The 17,661-nt window shown below is 71.2% G+C and carries 16 protein-coding genes; 6 read left to right on the top strand and 10 right to left on the bottom strand.

The annotated features are described in order from the left end of the window. Nucleotides 1–49: 49 nt before the first annotated feature. Nucleotides 50–1,519, bottom strand: a complete 1,470-nt coding sequence (locus tag AC1DDU_RS11895; RefSeq protein WP_477434334.1) for an NAD-dependent succinate-semialdehyde dehydrogenase — start codon at nucleotides 1,517–1,519, stop codon at nucleotides 50–52. 258 nt (nucleotides 1,520–1,777) lie between these two features. Between AC1DDU_RS11895 and AC1DDU_RS11890 the strand changes: the two genes are divergently transcribed. Continuing rightward, complete coding sequence (locus AC1DDU_RS11890) at nucleotides 1,778–3,124, top strand: amidohydrolase (RefSeq protein WP_477434332.1); 1,347 nt, start codon at nucleotides 1,778–1,780, stop codon at nucleotides 3,122–3,124. A gap of 33 nt (nucleotides 3,125–3,157) precedes the next feature. Here AC1DDU_RS11890 and AC1DDU_RS11885 read toward each other — a convergent pair whose 3' ends face one another. The 9 genes from AC1DDU_RS11885 to AC1DDU_RS11845 all read right to left on the bottom strand — a co-directional run bounded on the left by AC1DDU_RS11885 (nucleotide 3,158) and on the right by AC1DDU_RS11845 (nucleotide 12,646). Continuing rightward, complete coding sequence (locus AC1DDU_RS11885; RefSeq protein WP_477434330.1) at nucleotides 3,158–3,520, bottom strand: hypothetical protein; 363 nt, start codon at nucleotides 3,518–3,520, stop codon at nucleotides 3,158–3,160. A 248-nt stretch (nucleotides 3,521–3,768) separates the two neighbouring features. Continuing rightward, on the bottom strand, nucleotides 3,769–4,758 hold the full coding sequence (locus AC1DDU_RS11880; protein WP_477434328.1) for a methyltransferase family protein: 990 nt from the start codon (nucleotides 4,756–4,758) through the stop codon (nucleotides 3,769–3,771). Between the two features lie 65 nt (nucleotides 4,759–4,823). After that, nucleotides 4,824–5,555 (bottom strand): alpha/beta fold hydrolase, encoded by a 732-nt coding sequence (locus AC1DDU_RS11875; RefSeq protein ID WP_477434326.1) that lies wholly within the window; start codon nucleotides 5,553–5,555, stop codon nucleotides 4,824–4,826. Between the two features lie 37 nt (nucleotides 5,556–5,592). Beyond that, nucleotides 5,593–6,180 carry a TetR/AcrR family transcriptional regulator gene (locus AC1DDU_RS11870; RefSeq protein ID WP_477434325.1) on the bottom strand — a complete coding sequence of 196 codons (588 nt, stop codon included), beginning with the start codon at nucleotides 6,178–6,180 and terminating at the stop codon, nucleotides 5,593–5,595. A gap of 23 nt (nucleotides 6,181–6,203) precedes the next feature. Further along, nucleotides 6,204–7,049, bottom strand: a complete 846-nt coding sequence (locus AC1DDU_RS11865) for an ATP-binding cassette domain-containing protein (protein ID WP_477434323.1) — start codon at nucleotides 7,047–7,049, stop codon at nucleotides 6,204–6,206. Further along, a complete protein-coding gene (locus AC1DDU_RS11860; RefSeq protein WP_477434321.1) occupies nucleotides 7,046–8,956 on the bottom strand; it encodes a dipeptide/oligopeptide/nickel ABC transporter permease/ATP-binding protein in 1,911 nt (636 codons plus the stop codon). The genes AC1DDU_RS11865 and AC1DDU_RS11860 overlap by 4 nt, the downstream gene beginning before the upstream one ends. Then, nucleotides 8,953–9,894 (bottom strand): ABC transporter permease, encoded by a 942-nt coding sequence (locus tag AC1DDU_RS11855; RefSeq protein ID WP_477434319.1) that lies wholly within the window; start codon nucleotides 9,892–9,894, stop codon nucleotides 8,953–8,955. Before AC1DDU_RS11855 ends, AC1DDU_RS11860 begins: the two co-directional genes overlap by 4 nt. Before the next feature lie 77 nt (nucleotides 9,895–9,971). Then, nucleotides 9,972–11,507, bottom strand: coding sequence for an ABC transporter substrate-binding protein (locus tag AC1DDU_RS11850; protein ID WP_477434317.1), 1,536 nt, complete (start codon nucleotides 11,505–11,507; stop codon nucleotides 9,972–9,974). A 164-nt stretch (nucleotides 11,508–11,671) separates the two neighbouring features. Further along, entirely contained in the window at nucleotides 11,672–12,646 is a 975-nt protein-coding gene (locus tag AC1DDU_RS11845) for an aldo/keto reductase (RefSeq protein ID WP_477434315.1), read from the bottom strand. 105 nt (nucleotides 12,647–12,751) lie between these two features. On the opposite strand from AC1DDU_RS11845, the gene AC1DDU_RS11840 reads away from it, so the two are divergent. Genes AC1DDU_RS11840 through AC1DDU_RS11820 form a run of 5 tightly spaced genes read left to right on the top strand, consistent with a single transcriptional unit; the run spans nucleotide 12,752 to nucleotide 17,571 of the window. After that, nucleotides 12,752–13,495 carry an SDR family NAD(P)-dependent oxidoreductase gene (locus AC1DDU_RS11840; RefSeq protein WP_477434314.1) on the top strand — a complete coding sequence of 248 codons (744 nt, stop codon included), beginning with the start codon at nucleotides 12,752–12,754 and terminating at the stop codon, nucleotides 13,493–13,495. 29 nt (nucleotides 13,496–13,524) lie between these two features. Then, on the top strand, nucleotides 13,525–14,643 hold the full coding sequence (locus tag AC1DDU_RS11835; protein ID WP_477434312.1) for a zinc-binding dehydrogenase: 1,119 nt from the start codon (nucleotides 13,525–13,527) through the stop codon (nucleotides 14,641–14,643). Then, nucleotides 14,640–15,590, top strand: coding sequence for an aldo/keto reductase (locus tag AC1DDU_RS11830; protein ID WP_477434310.1), 951 nt, complete (start codon nucleotides 14,640–14,642; stop codon nucleotides 15,588–15,590). Before AC1DDU_RS11835 ends, AC1DDU_RS11830 begins: the two co-directional genes overlap by 4 nt. 9 nt (nucleotides 15,591–15,599) lie before the next feature. Continuing rightward, a complete protein-coding gene (locus AC1DDU_RS11825) occupies nucleotides 15,600–16,601 on the top strand; it encodes an alpha/beta hydrolase (protein WP_477434308.1) in 1,002 nt (333 codons plus the stop codon). 1 nt (nucleotide 16,602) lies between these two features. Then, the gene (locus AC1DDU_RS11820) at nucleotides 16,603–17,571 is read left to right on the top strand and encodes an alpha/beta hydrolase (protein WP_477434306.1); all 969 of its coding nucleotides are present in this window, start codon (nucleotides 16,603–16,605) and stop codon (nucleotides 17,569–17,571) included. Nucleotides 17,572–17,661 lie beyond the last annotated feature (90 nt).

Raw genomic sequence — 17,661 nt, 5'->3', positions numbered from 1 at the left:
AAGAGCGGATGCCTCCCCCCGAGGCATCCGCTCTTCTGGCCTTATCGATTCAGAAGGGGTTGGGCGTCAGCGTGTACTTGGTCTGCAGGTACTCGTGGATGCCCTCAGCGCCGCCCTCACGGCCGAGGCCGGACTGCTTCCAACCGCCGAACGGGGCGGCGGCGTTGGAGACCACGCCGACGTTGAGGCCCATCATGCCGGTCTCGAGGCGCTCGATCATGCGCTGGCCGCGCGCCAGGTTCTCGGTGAAGACGTACGACACCAGGCCGTACTCGGTGTCGTTGGCGATGCGCACGGCGTCGTCCTCGTCGTCGAACGGGACGATGGCCAGCACCGGTCCGAAGATCTCCTCGCGGAGGATCTCGCTGCCCGGCTGCACGTCGGAGACGACGGTCGCCTCGAAGAAGGTGCCGGGGCGGTCGATGGCTTTGCCGCCGGTGCGGAGCTGCGCACCGCGCGAGACGGCGTCCTCGACGAGCTGCGCGGCCTTGGCGACGGCGCGGTCGTCGATGAGCGGGCCGATGGTGACGCCGTCCTCGGTGCCGCGGCCGGTCTTGAAGCCGTTCACGCGCTCGGTGACCCGACGGGCGAACTCGTCGGCGACCGAACGGTGCACGATGAAGCGGTTGGCGGCGGTGCAGGCCTGGCCGATGTTGCGGAACTTCGCGGCGATCGCGCCATCCACTGCCTTGTCGAGGTCGGCGTCTTCGAACACGACGAACGGCGCATTGCCGCCGAGCTCCATCGAGGTGCGCAGCACCCCCGGCGCCGCCTGCTGCAGCAGGCTCACGCCGACCGGGGTGGAGCCGGTGAAGGAGATCTTGCGCAGGCGCGGGTCGGTGATGATCGGCTCCGACACGGCACCCGACGACGTGGTCGTGAGCACGTTGACGACACCGGCGGGAACGCCGGCGTCCTCGAGCAGCTTCGCGAAGAACAGCGTGGTCAGCGGCGTCAGCGCGGCGGGCTTGACGACCACGGTGCAGCCGGCGGCGAGGGCCGGTGCGATCTTGCGGGTGGCCATCGCGAGCGGGAAGTTCCACGGCGTGATGAGGTAGCACGGGCCGACCGGATGCTGCGACACGACCATGCGGCCGGTGCCCTCGGGGTTCGCGCCGTAGCGGCCCTGGATGCGCGGCGCCTCCTCGCTGAACCAGCGCACGAACTCGCCGCCGTAGGCGACCTCGCCGCGCGCCTCGGCGAGCGGCTTGCCCATCTCGAGGGTCATCAGGAGCGCGAAGTCCTCCTTGCGCTCCTGCAGCAGATCGAACGCCTTGCGCAGGATCTCGCCGCGCACCCGGGCCGGGGTCGCCGCCCATGCCGGGAAGGCGTCGGCTGCGGCATCCATCGCGGCCTTGGCGTCGTTCGCCGACGCGGACGCGATCTCGCGGATGACCTCGCCGGTGGAGGGGTCGTAGACCTTCAGCGTCTTGCCGCCCTCGGCCGCACGCCACTCGCCTGCGATGTAGAGCCCGTCGGGTACGGACGCCAGCAGTTCGGTCTCACGGGTTTCGGTCACGGGGACTCCCTCGTCTGTGGTGGGGTGCGGATGCCTGAGCAGCGCACTCTTGGATCGTATACGATCACGCGCGCCTGTGCTCCTATCATGCGCTTCCAGACAAGCCGAATGCGCTCGCCGTCACGGCGAAAGGAGGTCGCGCATTCGACATCGCGTACACGCAGGGTTTTTGCGCATCCGATGCTCCACATGCGGCCGGATCATCCTCACATGTCACCCATCGTTCGTCTACACTGGTGGAATAACGAGAGGGGCGCCGTGGACCACCATGACGCAGCCGCCGACACCATCGTCCGCGGCGGACGCATCCACACGTTCGATGCGCACGACACCGACGTCGACGCGATCGCCCTGCGAGACGGCCTCGTCGTCGCGACCGGCGATGCGGCCCACGCGCTGAGCGGTCCCGCGACGCGGGTGATCGAGCTGGACGGACGCACCGCCCTCCCCGGCATCAACGACGCCCACCTCCACGCCGCATGGCTCGGCGCGCGCTGGCCGCGCCTCTTCTTCGGCGACGTCGACCACGGGCACTCCCCCGACGGCACCCTGGTCGCCACCGAGGCCGAGCGCCGCACCGCGCTGACTCGCGCGTGGCGACTGCTCGCCTCGCTCGGCATCACGAGCTACACCGAACCGGGGATCGGCCCTGGCGAGGACGAGGGCGAGACCGGATGCTTCGGCTCCGACATGCTCGGCACCTACCTCGCCCTGCACCGCGAGCACGCGCAGACCTCGCGCGTCACGCTGCTGCGCCTGTTCGGGCGGATCGACGGCGACTCCCGCCTCGAGGACGTGCAGGCGGGCGTCGCCGAAGCCGCCCCGGCGACCGATCCCCGCTGGCTGTCGATCACGGGCGTCAAGATCTTCGCCGACGGCATCCCGCCGATGCGCAGCGCATGGGTGGCCGACCCCTACCTCGACGGCTCGCACGGCGAGCTGCTCACCCACGGAGACAGCGATCCGGTCGGCGCCTACCGCGGCATGATCGCCGCCGCGCACGAGGCCGGCCTGCAGATCGCGGTGCACGCCACGGGCGACCGGTCGATCGACGAGCTGCTGAGCGAGCTCGAGCGGCTCGGTGCGCCGGAGGCGCGGCATCCGCACTATGTCGTCCACGGCGACCTCGCGACACCCGAACAGCTCGATCGGATGCAGGCGCTCGGCGTCGGTGTGGCCGTACAGCCCCTCATCGCCGCGGCCACCCACGCGTGGGCGAGCGCGCAGCTCGGCCCCGAGCGGGCAGGGCGCGCATGGCCCCTGGGCGAGATGCTCGCCCGCGGCGTGCAGACCACGATCACCAGCGACGCGCCGATCGCGACCCCCGACTGGCGTGCGAGCATCGACGCCGCGCTCGCGCTGCTCGGGTCCGACGACGCCGCGGTGCGCCGGCGGCTGCTGCACGGCATGACCACCGCGCCGGCGGCGCAGGACGGCGCCACCGCGGTGAAGGGCTCGCTGGAGGCGGGCAAGTACGCCGACCTCTGCATCCTCGACGAGGACCCGCTCGAGCCCGGCCGCGGCCTTGCCGACATCGGGGTGGCCGCGACGATCGTCGACGGGCGCATGGTCTACCAGCGCGGCGTCAGCTCGCCCGTCGAGTAGCGCCCGTCAGCGGGTCGTCGACCCTGCGGTTTGCTAGAAGTCGTCTATGGAGATCCCGAGCTCCTGACGCAGGTGGGCGGTTTCCTCTGGTGCCAACCACTCGGCGCTGTAACTACCGCGGTGTATCCCGTCACCAGTCCAATCGAATCGACCGGCCTTGAGCTCGCTCACGGTTATCCAGTCCGGCGGATAGTCCTCGAATGGGTTCTCGCGATCGCCGTTGCACCACACGACGATGAACCACACCCACCACTGCTTTGCGAAGGGACGTGATGGGGACCAGAACGTACCGACGGTCGACGCGACGTGGCCTTCGACCTTTCCATCCCGTGTCAGAACCGCTATGCCATCCCGGAACGGGTCGAGGCTCGCGTCAGGGGCTGGGGTTCTCAGCACGTGGACATCGTACGAGACCTCACCTGAGTCGGTCGGCTCCGGGCACCGGTCGGGTAGCGGACGATGAGAGCGCAGTCAGCACCCATCGCCTTCTGCGACTTCTGCGACGTTGCCGATGTCGACGGGCTGGGGGTCGCGCTCAGCGCCGCCGCAGCCTGACAACTGCGGCATCCGATCCACCTGTGCCACCGCCCTCGCACACGAAGGGCGCGGGAGCCGCAGCCCCCGCACCCTTCGTACCCGACGTCTCAGACCGCAGTGGCCACAAGCACGCGGGGGCTCGCGGGCAGCACGACCTTCTCGCGCACCTGCCAGCCCGTGTCGGCGAACCACGCGCGCACCTCGCTCTCGGGGTAGACGACGGTGCCGTCGATCACGAGGTACTCCCCCGCGTGCACGGCGTCGAGCGCGCGCTGGTCGGCGTCGTCGTCGAGGAAGAAGTCGAGCAGCGTCAGCGTCGCGCCCGGCACGGCCGCCGCGCGCAGGCGGCGCAGGATGGCGACGTTCTCCTCGGCCGAGAACCGGTGGATCACGTGGTTCACGAACACGGCGTCGTACTCGCCCTCGGGTGCGGCGGTCGCAGTGTCGGCGGGCTCGACGATCGCGCGGTCGGCGAGGCCGGCCTCGGCGAGCGCGTCCGCGACACCGTCCTCGAAGCCGGGCGCGTACACGAACGTCGTGTGCAGCCCCGGGTTGCGCTTCATCGCCTCGATCGCGAAGCTCGCCGACAGCCCGCCGAAGTCGAGCGCGTTGGTCGCGCCCGACAGGTCGACGTGCCGGCCGAACTCCTGGCCGTGCAGGCGGTTGTACGTCATGACGCCGGCCATGAACGTGCCCCAGCGGGCGTCGTCCATCTGCAGGTCGCCGGGCTCGGTGGTGTCGACCGTGCGCGCGAACTGCAGCCAGTGCGGGTAGCTGATCTCGGCGAGGAAGGTGAGGAACGGCGCGAGGTCGATGGCGGATGCCTCGCCCACGAGGTAGGCGGCGGCATCCGGTTCCAGGCTGTACGCGCCGTCGGTGCGCGCGAGCAGCCCCTTCGCAGCGAGCGCGTCGGCGAGGATCCGTGCCATGCGGGGCGTGACGCCGGTGGCGGCAGCGAGGGCGTCGGCATCGAGCGGGCCGTCGGCGAGCGCGGCGAACAAGCCGATGCGGCTCGCCTGGAACAACTGCTGCGCGGCCATGTAGCCGGTGGCGATGTCGAGGATGCGGGCGGCGTCGGGCGTCTCTGTGGTGGTCATGGATTTCCTTTCTACAGACGTTGAAAATAAAGGGCGGACGGATGCCGCGATCGAGGGCGGTCGGTTCAGTCGGTGAGGACGAACGCGAACGCAGCGTCGCGGAAGGCGGCGTCGTGGAGGGCGGCCAGGTGGTCCCCCGGCACACGGACCACACGGGAGTCGGGGATGCCGGCGGCGAGACCGTCGATGCCCTGCGCCATGGGGTCGTCCGTGCCGCCCAGGAGCAGCACCGGCACCGCCGGCGGAGCGGCCGCGGGATCGAACGGCTCGGCGGCCAGACCCTCGACGAGGTTGAGCACGGCGGCGGGCTCGAGACCCGGCATCCGCGCCATTCCCAGGATCATGCCGGTGAGCGGGTCCGCGGGCTCCGGGCCCCCGGCGAGCGCCCCGCGCGCGGCGCCGAGGTCGACCATCGTGAACGGCTCGAACGGGCTGAGTCCGCCCAGGACGAGGCGGCGCACCGCGGGGTCGGCGTCGATCGAGCGCCCGGCGAGGTCCCACGCGAGGCGTGCACCCAGCGAGTACGCGATCACGTCGACCGGACCACCCGCCTCCGCCACGATCGCGGCGAGCAGGTCGACGACCTCGCTCGTTGTGACCGGCGCCTCGGGGCGCGACGCGTCGCCGTGCGCGGGGAGGTCCACGACATAGACGTCGCGGCCGGCCGCGGCCAGCGGGGTCGCCCACTCGGCATCCGGCCAGTCCACCCGGCCGCGCGAGGCCAGCCCGTGCACGAGCAGCACGGCGGGGCCGGAAGGGGCGTCGGCGGCGACACGGTGCACGGACAGAGCGGTCATGGGGGTCCTTTCGGGTCGCGGCGTCGCCGCGGCAGGCTCAGCGCAGGCGCGCGAGGAAGTCGTCGAGATAGCGGTCGTAGTCGGGCACGCGCGCGCCGTCGGGGTACATCAGGTTCACCACTGCGGCGCCGATCGTCACCGAGATGTACTCGTTCGCCAGCGGCTCGTAGGGCGGATCGACCGCGATGGCGCCGGCCTCGCGCGCCTCGGCGAAGCGCTCCAGGAACGTCTGGCGCCAGTTCGCGAGGTGGCGTCGATAGAGCTCGGCGAGGTCGTCGTTCGACATCGCGTACTCCCACAGCGCCAGCAGCACGCGCCCGGCCGCGATGTCGTCGGGCGTGCGCGGCAGCGGCGCCTGCAGGAACGCGCGCAGCCGGTCGCCGGCGTCGCCCCCGTCGTCGGCGCCCGTCACCGCGTGACCCATCTGATCGAGGATGCTCTCGAACGTGGCCGCGACGATGCTGTCCTTGCCGGGGAAGTAGTGCTTGAGCGCGCCGTTGGCGAACCCCGCCTCGGCGGCGATCGACCGCATCGTCGCCGCATCGAAGCCGCCCTTGAGGATGATCCCCTTGGCGACCTCGATGATCTCGCGGCGTCGCTCGTCGTGATCGATGATCTTCGGCATCCGTTGCCCTCTCTGCGTTGCCGCTACGCTACCGGCGCCGGTGCGTCCGACGCGGAGCGGGTCTGCAGCCACGCTTCGCGGCGCACGCGCTGCGCGGCAGGGTCGGCGATCGGTGAGGCGAGCCGCAGACGCTCGGAGTACGGGTGGGCGGGCGCACGCGTGACCTGCTCCCCCGCACCGGTCTCGACGAGCTCGCCGCGGTACATCACCGCGACCCGGTGGCAGACCCGGCGCACCACGCCGAGGTCGTGCGAGACGAACAGGTACGAGACCCCGGTGTCGCGCTGCAGCTCGATGAACAGGTCGAGGATCGTCGCCTGCGTCGTGAGGTCGAGCGCGCTCACCGGCTCGTCGCACACGATGAGCCGCGGCCGGCGCACCAGGGCGCGGGCGATCGCGACGCGCTGCCGCTGACCGCCCGAGAACTCGTTCGGGAACCGCTCGGCCGATGCCTGCGGGAGCTTCACGCGGTCAAGCATCTCGGCGACGCGGCCGCGCGCCTCGCGGCGCCCCATGCCGCCCGCGGTGAGCGGCTCGGCGAGGATGTCGCCGATCGTCATCGCCGGGTCGAGGGACCCGTACGGGTCCTGGAACACCACCTGGATGTCGGCGGCCAGCGCCCGGCGCTGCGCTCCCTTGGCATGCGTGATGTCGCGGCCGTCGAACACGATGCGCCCCTGCGAGACCGGCGCGAGCCCGAGCACGGCCTTGCCGAGCGTGGACTTGCCCGAGCCGGACTCGCCGACCAGGCCCACGCACTCGCCCGGGGCGATGTCGAGCGACACTCCGCGCAGCGCGCGGAACGCGCGCCGCCCGCGGCCGTAGTCGACCACGACGTCCTGGACGTCCAGGAGTGGTACGTCGGTCATCGGGTCGCCTCCCTCTCGGTTGCGGATGCCGCCACCTGCGGCCCGTCGTGCTCGCCGGGCACGGGCGCCGCCCCGACGGGAGCGGGCGCCGCCCATGCGGCATCCAACTCGGCGCGTCCTTCGGCGTCGTCCAGCGACGCCGCGATGAGCTCGCGCGTGTAGGGGTCGGCGGGCGCGGCGAACAGTGCGTCCACCTGCCCCTCCTCGATCACGTCGCCGTGCTGCATCACCACGACGCGGTCGCAGATGTCGGCGACGACGCCGAAGTTGTGCGTCACGATCAGCAGTGCCATGCCGTACTCGGCCTGCAGCTCGCGCAGCAGCTCGAGCACCTCGGCCTGCACCGTGACGTCGAGCGCTGTGGTCGGCTCGTCGGCGACGAGCAGCGACGGGCGGCCCGAGATCGCACCGGCGATGAGCACGCGCTGCGCCATGCCGCCCGAGATCTGGTGCGGGTAGCTGCGCAGCACGCGCGGGGCGTCGACGATGCCGACGCGCTCGAGCATCGCCTGCGCGCGGGCCTTCGCCTCGGCACGGCCGAGGCCGTGCACCTTCCGCAGCGGCTCGGTGAGCTGGTAGCCGATCGTGTACGACGGGTCGAGGTTCGACATCGGCTCCTGCGGGATGTAGCCGATCTCCTTGCCGAGCAGCTCGTGGCGCTTCGCGCGGTCGAGGCCGGTGACCTCCTTCCCGCCGATCCAGATGCCGTCGACGTGCGCCTCGCCGCCCTCGGGCAGGAGGTCGAGGATCGAGAACACCGTCTGCGACTTGCCCGACCCCGATTCGCCGACGACGCCGACGACCTCGCCGGGGGCGATGTCGAGCGAGATGCCGTGCACGACCTCGACGAGCCCCGCCGACGTGCGATACGTCACGCGGAGGTTCTCGACGCGCATGGTCGACGACTCGGCGATGTGGCGCAGCGTGCCTGTCGTGAGCGCGGGCGGCTCGGGCCGCACCTCCTCCTCGGTGACGACGGCGACGCCCGGCGCGCCCTTGCGCGCCTTGCGGGCGAGCGCGCGGTCCTTCTTCGCCTCGGGCGAGCGCAGCTGGATGAGCTCGGCCAGCGTCGATCCCATGAGCGCGAGCACCGCGATCGTGATGCCGAGCGCGAGCGACGGCCACAGCAGGATGTTGGGGTTGGAGAGCATCACGCGGAAGCCCTCGCTCATCATCGCGCCCCAGCTCGGGGTATTGGCGTCGCCGATGCCGAGGAACTGCAGTCCCGCCTGGATGCCCATCGCGATGCCCGCGGTGAGCGCGGTCTGGATCGTGACGGGGGCATAGGTCGAGCGGATGACGTGCCGCGACAGGATGCGGCCGTTGGTGAGCCCCGACACGCGGGCGGCGTCGATGTACGTCTCGCCGCGCACCATGAGCGTCGTGGAGCGCGCCATGCGGAAGTAGCCGGGTGCCATGAACACACCCACGGTGGCCATCAGGATCACGAAGTCCGACCGCGTTCCGGCCGCGACCACGAGCAGGATGATCATGCCGGGCACGGACTGCAGCGCGTCGCTGATCCACATCGCGATCTTGTCGAAGGTGCGGCCGAAGTAGCCGGCGGCGATGCCCGTGGGCACGCCGAGCACGACGGCGGTCACGATCGTGATGAGCGCTCCCCACAGCGTGGTGCGCGTGCCCCAGATGAGACGGCTCAGGATATCGCGGCCCGTGGAGTCCGCTCCCAGCAGGTGCTCGGGGCTCGGGGGCGACTTCGCCACGGCGAGGTCGACGTAGTTGGGGTCGTACGGTGCGAGCAGCGGCGCGAACACCGCGACCAGCACGATGAGGACGAAGATCGCGAGCGGGATGACGCCGGCCGGACGGCGCAGAAAGCGGAGGAACAGGCCGGAGCGGCGGGCGCGCGCCGGGTCGAGGGTGCCGGTGAGGGTCGTGGCGCTCATTGCACGCGTGCCTTCGGGTTGAGCCAGGCCAGCACGAGGTCGAGGGCCAGGTTGACGATGACGACGAACACGACCGAGATGACGGTGATGCCCAGCAGCATCGGGATGTCGCCGTTCTGGGAGGACTGGTTGGTGAGCTGGCCGAGGCCGGGGAGGCTGAAGATGCCCTCGACGACCACCGAGCCCGACAGCAGCCCGACGAACATCAGGGCGAGCGTCGTGAGTGCGGCCGGCGACGAGTTGCGCAGCAGGTGGAGGGTGATCGAGCGCTGCCCGAGGCCGCGGCTGCGGAGGGTGCGCACGTAGTCCTGCCGGTTGGCGGCGAGGATCGCGTTGCGCAGCTGCTCGGCCACCGCCACGATGCCGCCCAGCGCGAGCGACACCGCGGGAAGGGTGATCGAGCGGAGCCAGCCGGTGACCGACTGGTCGAACGGGACGTAGCCGACGGCGGGGAACCACATCAGGTCGATCGCGAACCAGGTGATGAGCACCAGGCTGACCCAGAACCCGGGGAGCGCGAACAGCACGACCGAGATCGCCTTGGTGACACGGTCGAACCAGCCGCCCGGGTGCAGTCCCGCGGTGACGCCGAACGCGGTGCCGACGACCGCGATGATCAGCGTCGCGAACGTGACGACCGACAGCGTGACGGGCACCTTCAGCGCCAGCTGCTCCCCCACCGGCTGGAAGTTGCGCCACGAGAAGCCGAAGTCGCCGTGCAGCACACCCGAGAACCAGTTCCAGAACTGCACCAGGATCGGCTGGTCGATGCCGATCTTCTCGGCGAGCGCCGCCTGCTGGGCGGGAGTGGCGGACGTGCCGAGCAGGGCGGCGGTCGGGTCGCTGATCGCGAAGTGCGCGAGGAAGAACGTGGCGATCGAGACCACGAACAGCAGCACGAGACCTGCGCCCAGCCGTTTCAGCGTGAACAGCAGCATGAAGACCTCTCGGGGGGATGGATGCCGGAGCGAGCGGATGCCGGGGCGGGCCGGTCTCGGCCCGCCCCGGCGGGGGCTCAGCCCTGCGTGATGTAGCGCAGCGTCGGGAACATCATGCCGATGATCGGCTGGACCTCGATGCCCTTCACGCTGTAGTAGGTGTTGTTCGCCTGGTACCAGGGCGCCCACCAGGCCTGCTCGACGAGTCCCTCGTTGAGCGCCTTGATCGCGGCGGTCTGGTCGTCGCCGTCGGCCGCGTAGACGTCCTCCACGAGCGGCTTGATGACCTCGTTCTGCTCCCAGTCGGGGGTCGGGTTGAACCACTGCGGGGTCGCCACCTGACGGTTGACGGTGGCCATGTCGTTGCCGTCCATCGCGAGGAACGAGATGAACACCGGGTAGTTCGGGGCGTTCAGCTGGTAGTCGGGCATCTGCACGTTGTCCCACGTGACGGTGATGCCGATCTCGCCGAGCGCCTGCTCGACCGAGGGCTGCCACACCTGGAACACCGGCGACATGGGCATGTTGAGCGCGAACCCGTCTGCGTAGCCGGCGTCGGCCATGAGCTCCTTGGCCTTGTCGATGCTGTAGGCGTAACGGTCGTTCAGAGCCGGGTCGTTGATGTTGCCGCCGTCGGGGAAGACCTGGTTCGTCGCCACACCCGCACCGCTGCCCACGGCGTTCAGGATGGCCGCACCATCGAACGCATAGTTGAGGGCCTGGCGCACGTCGAGTTCGCCGAACGCCGGGTTCTTCGCGCCGGTGTGGTCGGTGAAGACGAGACCGGCCCAGCCAGACACGCGGGAGGCGGTGTTCCAGCCCGCCTGCTCGGCGGCGTCGGCATTGGCGACGTCGCCGTACTGCACGTTGATCTGCCCCGACAGCATGGCGTTCTGACGGGCGGTGGCGTCGAGGATCGGGAAGATCGCCAGGTCGGTCCACGGGTAGGTCGCGGCATCCCAGTAACCGTCGACCTTGTCGAAGTGGTACTCGGACCCGGCGACGCTGTCGTCGGCGAGGGTGTACGGACCCGAACCGACCGGCTCCTTGCCGAGCGTGCCGGCATCGATCGCGGCGGGCGACATGACGTAGCTGCGGCCGAGGCCCATCAGGTACAGGATCGTGTCGTCGCGCTGGGTGAGATTGATGCGCACGGTGTCGTCGTCGACGGCCTCGAACGACGAGACGTTCAGGTAGGCCTCGTTCGAGCGGGCGCCGGCCTTGAGGTACTCGAGGCTCTTGACGACGGCATCCGCGTCGACGGGCGAGCCGTCACTGAACTCGGTGCCGGTGCGGAAGTCGAGGTCGATCGACAGCTTGTCGTCGGCGACGGTCCACTTCTCCGCCAGCGAGGGAACGGGGTTGCCGTCGGCGTCGAGCGCGATGAGCGCGTCGTACACCGCCGACAGGTACGGTCCGTCGAAGCCGATGTCGGCCAGCGACGGGTCCCACGACGTGACGTCGAGGAAGTTGCCGATCTTCAGGTCGGTGATGCCGGAGGCGTCGTCGCCACCGCCGCCGCCGGTGCCGGCGTCGCTGCCGGAGCAGCCGGCGAGCACGAGGGCCGTCGCCGTGAGCACGGCGGCGGTCGCGGCCAGGTGTGTCTTCTTCATCGAGTCCTTCTCTCGGTGCGGGTGTGGAAGGAGGTGGAGCTGCCTCGCCCCGCTGTGAGAGCCGGATCGCGACGCCACTCCGCTGTGTCGTGCTGGTTATTCTACATGCGTGGAAAAAGAGGTCAAGAGTTCGTCAGATTTTTTTCCACGCACGTAGATAACACTCAGGATGCCGCCGGGGCCCAGCGCCCATCCGCCGCCACCTCTGCGTCCAGGCGCAGGTGCGCGAGCGCCTCGCGCACCTCGGCGCCGTGCGCGGCGGCGAGCGCGAGCGCACCCAGATTCTCCTCGAGCTGCGCGGGACGCGACGCGCCGAACAGCACGTTGGCCGTCGCCGGGTTCGCCAGGCAGAACGCGATCGCCAGCTGCGCGGGCGTCGCACCGAAGTCGTCGGCGATGCGCGCCACCTCGGGCGCGGCGGCCGCGATGCGCTCGCGGATGCCCCCCACGTCGGCGCCGATCCTGCGCTCCGGCACACGCCCCAGCAGGACTCCCCCCTCGAACGCGTCGGATGCCTGCAACCCCAGCGCCCCGTCCCGCAGGAGGGGGCCGTAGTGCTCCCCCTCTGCCATGGCACGGCGGGCGATGCCGTACTTCAGCTGGGCGAAGGTCGGCGGCACCGCACCGGTCGCGGCCGCGGCATCCATCGCCCGATTCGTGTCGTCGATCACCCAGTTGTTGATGCCCCACGTGTCGAAGAGTCCGTCGGCGATGAGCTCGTTCACGTCGGCCACCAGCCGGTCCGTGTCGGGCGCGGCCATGTAGTCACCCACGACGACGGCGTCGAAGCGGTCGATGCCTGCGCGCGCGATGCTCTCCTCGAGCTGCCCGCGGAACCCCTGGTTCGGCCAGCCCCAGAGCCACAGCTTGCCGCACAGGAAGACGTCGCCGCGGTCGACGCCGCCGGCACGCAGCGCCTCGCCGAACCGGATGTCGGTCTTCGAGTTCTCGGCGTGCGGCCCCATGTTGTAGTACGCGACGTCGAAGAAGCCTGCGTCGGCGTCGACCGCGCGGCGGATCATGCCGACCGCCTCGTCGGGCGTCATGCGGTCCCAGGTGTTCCATGAGCCCAGCCCGAGGGGCGGGACGAGAGGGCCGCCAGGGCCGAGGGGCCTGCGGGCAAGGGTCGGTTCGGGCATCGTCGCCTCCGGTTCCGGATCACGGGTTGTGTTTTTCTACGTTTGTATAATAACGTCGCCGCTGACGCCGCGACAGCCCGGCGAGACGCTCAGAGAGGAGCACGAATGACCCGCACTCCGAGGTGCATCCTCATCACCGGCGGCGCCGGCGGCATCGGCCGATCCCTGGCGCAGGCGTTCACCCACCGGGGCGACCTCGTGGTCCTCGCCGACCTCCCCGGCGACCGGCTGGACGCCGTGGGAGCCGAGCTCGGCGTCGCCGTGATCGGCATCGACATCACGGATGCCGCAGCCGTCGCCGCCGCCGTCGAGGACGTCGCCACCACCCACGGGCCGATCGACGTGCTCGTCAACAACGCCGGCATCCTGCACCTGCACGGCACCGTCACCGACCTCGCCGTCGCCGACTTCGACACCACCATCCGGGTCAACATCCTCGGCACCTTCGCGATGACCCAGGCCGTCGCCCGGCACATGATCGCCACCGGAACGCGGGGGGCGATCGTCAACGTCTCGTCGATCGGCGCACGCCAGCCCACCCCCGGCATGGGCGCGTACGAGTCGAGTAAGGCGGCCGTCGACGCACTCACGCGCTGGGCGGCCGTCGAGCTCGCGGCATCCGGCATCCGCGTCAACGCCGTCGCTCCGGGTCCCGTCGACACCCCCATGCTGCGCGAAGGGATGCCGGAGGGGTCGCCCGCCCGCGAGGCCTGGCTGTCGCGCATCCCGCTGCACCAGTTCGCCGACCTGGCACAGGTCGCCGCGGCGGCCGTGTTCCTCGCCTCGCCACAGGCCGCGCACATCACCGGTGTGAGCCTCCCCGTCGACGGCGGCCAACTGCTGGTCTGACGCCGCCGCCCACATTCGAAAGGACGCACATGACCCTCCCCGCCACCACCCGTGCGGCCGTGCTCACCACGCACGGCGCCCCGCTGGAACTGCAGGACCTCCCCCTGCCCACCGAGATCGAGCCCGGCGCGGCGCTCGTGCGCATCGCCTGCGCGACGCTGTGCGGCACCGACATCGAGATCTGGTCGGGCACCATGACCTTCCCTGGCATGCTGCCGATGGTGCTCGGCCACGAGATGGTCGGCGAGATCGTCGCGGTCGGCACGGGCACCCACGACGCCCTCGGGCGCCAGCTGAGCCCGGGCGACCGGATCGGCTGGTCCGAGTCGACGTGCGGCGAGTGCGAGGGCTGCGTCGTGCTGCGCGAGCCGGTCCACTGCTCCCGCCGCGGCTACGGCTTCCTGCAGCGCTCCGACATGCCTCCCTACGCGACGGCGGGACTCTCGGACTACGCATACGTCACGCCCGGAGCCGCGAAGCTGCTGCTGCCCGCCGCCGTCAAGGACACGTGGGCCTCGATGGCAGGGTGCGCCGCCAAGACCGTGCTGCGCGCGTTCGACCGCATGGGCGGCATCCGCACCGGCGCACGCGTCGCGATCCAGGGTTCGGGCGCGCTCGGCATCTTCGCCGGCGCCGTCGCCAAGATCTCGGGCGCGGCCCAGGTCATCACGATCGGCGCGCCGACGGCGCGGCTCGACCTCGCGCGCCGGTTCGGCGCCGACGCGGTCGTCGACATCGCCGACGGCGGTGTCGTCGAGCAGGTGATGCAGCTGACCGGCGGCCACGGCGCCGACCACGTCTTCGACTTCGCCGGCGCCGCGAGCGTCGGCCCCGATGCCGTCGGCATGGCGGCCGTGCGCGGCACGTTCACCGTCGTCGGATCGACCGGCCCGGTCGGCGACGCGTTCGCACTCTCGGCGATCATGGGCAAGGAGCTCACCGTCACCGGCTCGCTCAACGGCGACATCGCCGACTACGCGCGGTCGATCGCGTTCTTCGAGTCCTTCGCCGACCGGTTCCCGTGGGACGAGCTGTTCTCAGCGCCCGTGGGCCTGGCCGAGGCATCCGCCAAGATCGCCTCGATGGACCGCCTCGGCGAGGTCAAGGCCGTCGTCGACCCGCGGCTCGACGCGGAGGTGGCCGCATGATCGCGCAGCGCCGGATCGGCACGAGCGACCTCGAGACCGGCATCTTCGCACTCGGCTCGTGGCACACCTACGACCGCATGGACTTCGGCGACGCCGTGGCGATGGTGCGCGCGGCCGTCGACGCGGGCGTGAACCTGTTCGACGTCGGGGTGTATTCCTTCCCCGGCATGCCTCCGGTGTTCACCGACGTGCTGTTCTCGGCCATCGTGCGCGCCGCGGGACTGCGACGCGACGAGTGGATGCTGTCGAGCAAGCTGTGGCTCGAAGGCTACGGCCCCGACGGCTTCCGGCCTCAGCTCGAGAACGCGCTGTTCCGGGTCGGCGAGGAGCACGCCGACCTCGTGGTGCTCGGCGACCTGCGCGACTCCCCTCTCGACCTGCGCACCCTGGTGCTCGACCTCGCCGGGCTCGCCGACGCCGGACTCGTCCGCGCGTGGGGCGTCAACAACTGGTCGGCGACGACCGTGCAGCAGCTCATCGACATCGCCGCGGCCGAGGGCGTGCCGGGGCCGCAGCTGGCGCAGCTGAAGTACTCCGTCGCCCGCCGGTCGATCCCCGACGGCGCACCGTTCGCGCGCATCTGGGAGCAGGGCGTCAGCCTGCAGGCGTCGGACAGCCTGGAGGGCGGCATCCTCGCCGGCAAGACGGCGCCGACGCGTCAGGTCGGACGCGACCCCGGAGAGATCCGCGACGCGATCGTCGCGACGGTGCCCGCGTTCACCGAGATCGCCGACGGCCTCGGCACCACGCCGGCGCAGCTCGGCCTCGCCTTCACGCTGACCCACCCGGCGGTGGCGACGACCCTCTTCGGGGCGACCAGCCTCGAGCAGCTGCACGCCAATCTCGCCGCCGCCGACCTCGTCGAGCGCGTCGGCGCCGTCCGCATCCGCGAGCTGGTCGAGCCGTTCTGGGCCGACCGCGACATCGTCGACCCCGAAGGACCCTGAGGAGCAGTCATGACCGACCTGACCGACACCCGTCCCGCGCCGGTGCCCTTCGACCCCGAGGTGCAGGCGGTGCTCGACGCGATGGCGGCGACCCCGCAGCCGCCGCTCACCCGCGAGAACCTGCCGCGCGAAGGCACCGACCGGATGTTCCCGTCGAACGACGACGTCATCGCGGGCCGTGCGATCGACTGGGAGGACCGCATCGTCACCGGCCCTGAGGGCGCCCCCGACATCGAGATCACGATCTTCCGCCCGCGTGGCCGGGACGGCGAGGCGCTTCCCGCGCTGTACAACATCCACGGCGGCGGCATGATCGTCGGCCACCGCTCGTGGGAGACCGGCCGAGTGGTCGACCTCGTCGACGAGCTCGGCGTCGTCGGTGTGACGGTCGAGTACCGGCTCGCTCCCGAGCATCCCTACCCCGCCGGCGTCGAGGACTGCTACGCCGGCTTCGTGTGGCTCGCCGAGAACGCGGCATCCCTCGGCGTCGATCCCGAGCGGATCGTCGTCATGGGCGGCAGCGCGGGCGGCGGGCTCACTGCCGCGGTGGCCCTGCTCGCGCGCGACCGGCAGGGTCCGCACATGGCCGGGCAGCTGCTGCTGTGCCCCATGATCGACAACACCAACACCACGATCGCGAGCCGCCAGTACGAGGGCCTCGGAACCTGGACCCGTGAGACGAACCTGCTCGCGTGGGCCTGCGTGCTGGGCGACGATCTCGCGTTCAGCGAGGACGCCCCCGCCTACGCCGCACCGTCGCGTGCGACCGACGTGTCGGGCCTGCCGCCGGCGTTCATCGAGGTGGGCGCCGCGGAGCTCTTCCGCGACGAGGACGCCGACTACGCCACGCGCATCTGGGCGACCGGCGGCCAGGCCGAGCTGCACGTGTGGGCCGGCGGCGCGCACGGGTTCGACATGTACATGCCGGATGCCGAGATCTCCGGCGCCGCGCTCGCCACGCGCTCGTCGTGGCTGCGGCGGGTGCTGGGCCTGCGCGCTCGGGAGGCGTGACGTGGAGCCGGTTCCATACGACCCCGAGCTCGTCGCAGGCCTGCACGCCTTCGTCGACCTCGTCGAGGTGATCCCGCTGCGCGCCGACACGATCCTCGCCAACCGCGCGCACTTCGCGACGATCATCCCGCCCATCCAGCAGCAGGTCGCCGGTCGTGCGGTGACGTGGGAGGATCGCGTCATCCCCGGTCCGGTCGGGGCGCACGACATCGAGATCACGATCGTCCGGCCGTCGGATGCCGCAGCCCGGCCCGCGCCGGCGGTGCTGTCGATCCACGGCGGCGGGATGGTGCTCGGAACGCGCTTCTTCGGCACCCCCGAGCTGATCGACCTCGCCGAGCGGTTCGGCGCGGTCGGTGTCGCCGTGGAGTACCGGCTCGCGCCCGAGCACCCCGGCCCCGCGCAGGCCGAGGACTGCTACGCCGCGCTGGAGTGGATGGCGGCGCACGCCGAGGAGCTCGGAATCGACCCGGAGCGCATCATCGCGTCGGGTGCGAGCGCGGGCGGCGGGCTCTCGGCCGCCGTGGCGCTGCTCTCCCGCGACCGCGGCGGACCCCGTCTGGCCGGGCAGCTGCTCGGCTTCCCGATGCTCGACGACCGCAACGAGACGGCCTCGGCACGGCAGTACGACGGCATCGGCGCGTGGGACCGCCACAACAACGACACCGCGTGGGACGCGATCGCCGGCGCCGACCGGTTCAGCGACCGCGTCTCGCCGTACGCCGCCCCGGCTCGCGCGTCGTCGCTGGCGGGCCTGGCGCCGGCGTTCATCGAGGTCGGCGCCGCCGAGACCTTCCGCGACGAGGCCGTCGCGTACGCGACCCGCATCTGGGCCGAGGGCGGCCAGGCCGAGCTGCACGTGTGGGCGGGCGGTTACCACGGGTTCAGCGGCTTCTCCCCCGACGCGGTCGTGTCTCACGCGGCGAACGCGGCGCGCGACAGCTGGCTGCGCCGCATCCTCGCCCCGTGACGGTGCGCGAGCGCGGGCGCCGCGCGACGATGAGCCCGGTGCGCGCCATGTTCGTGCTGGGCGCGCGCTCGAGGCGTTCGGGCCGCTGTC

The sequence above is a fragment of the Microbacterium sp. 05T445 genome (assembly GCF_056395865.1).
The sequence above is the reverse complement of the archived record's forward strand: the minus strand, read 5'-3'. Positions and strand labels throughout refer to the sequence as shown.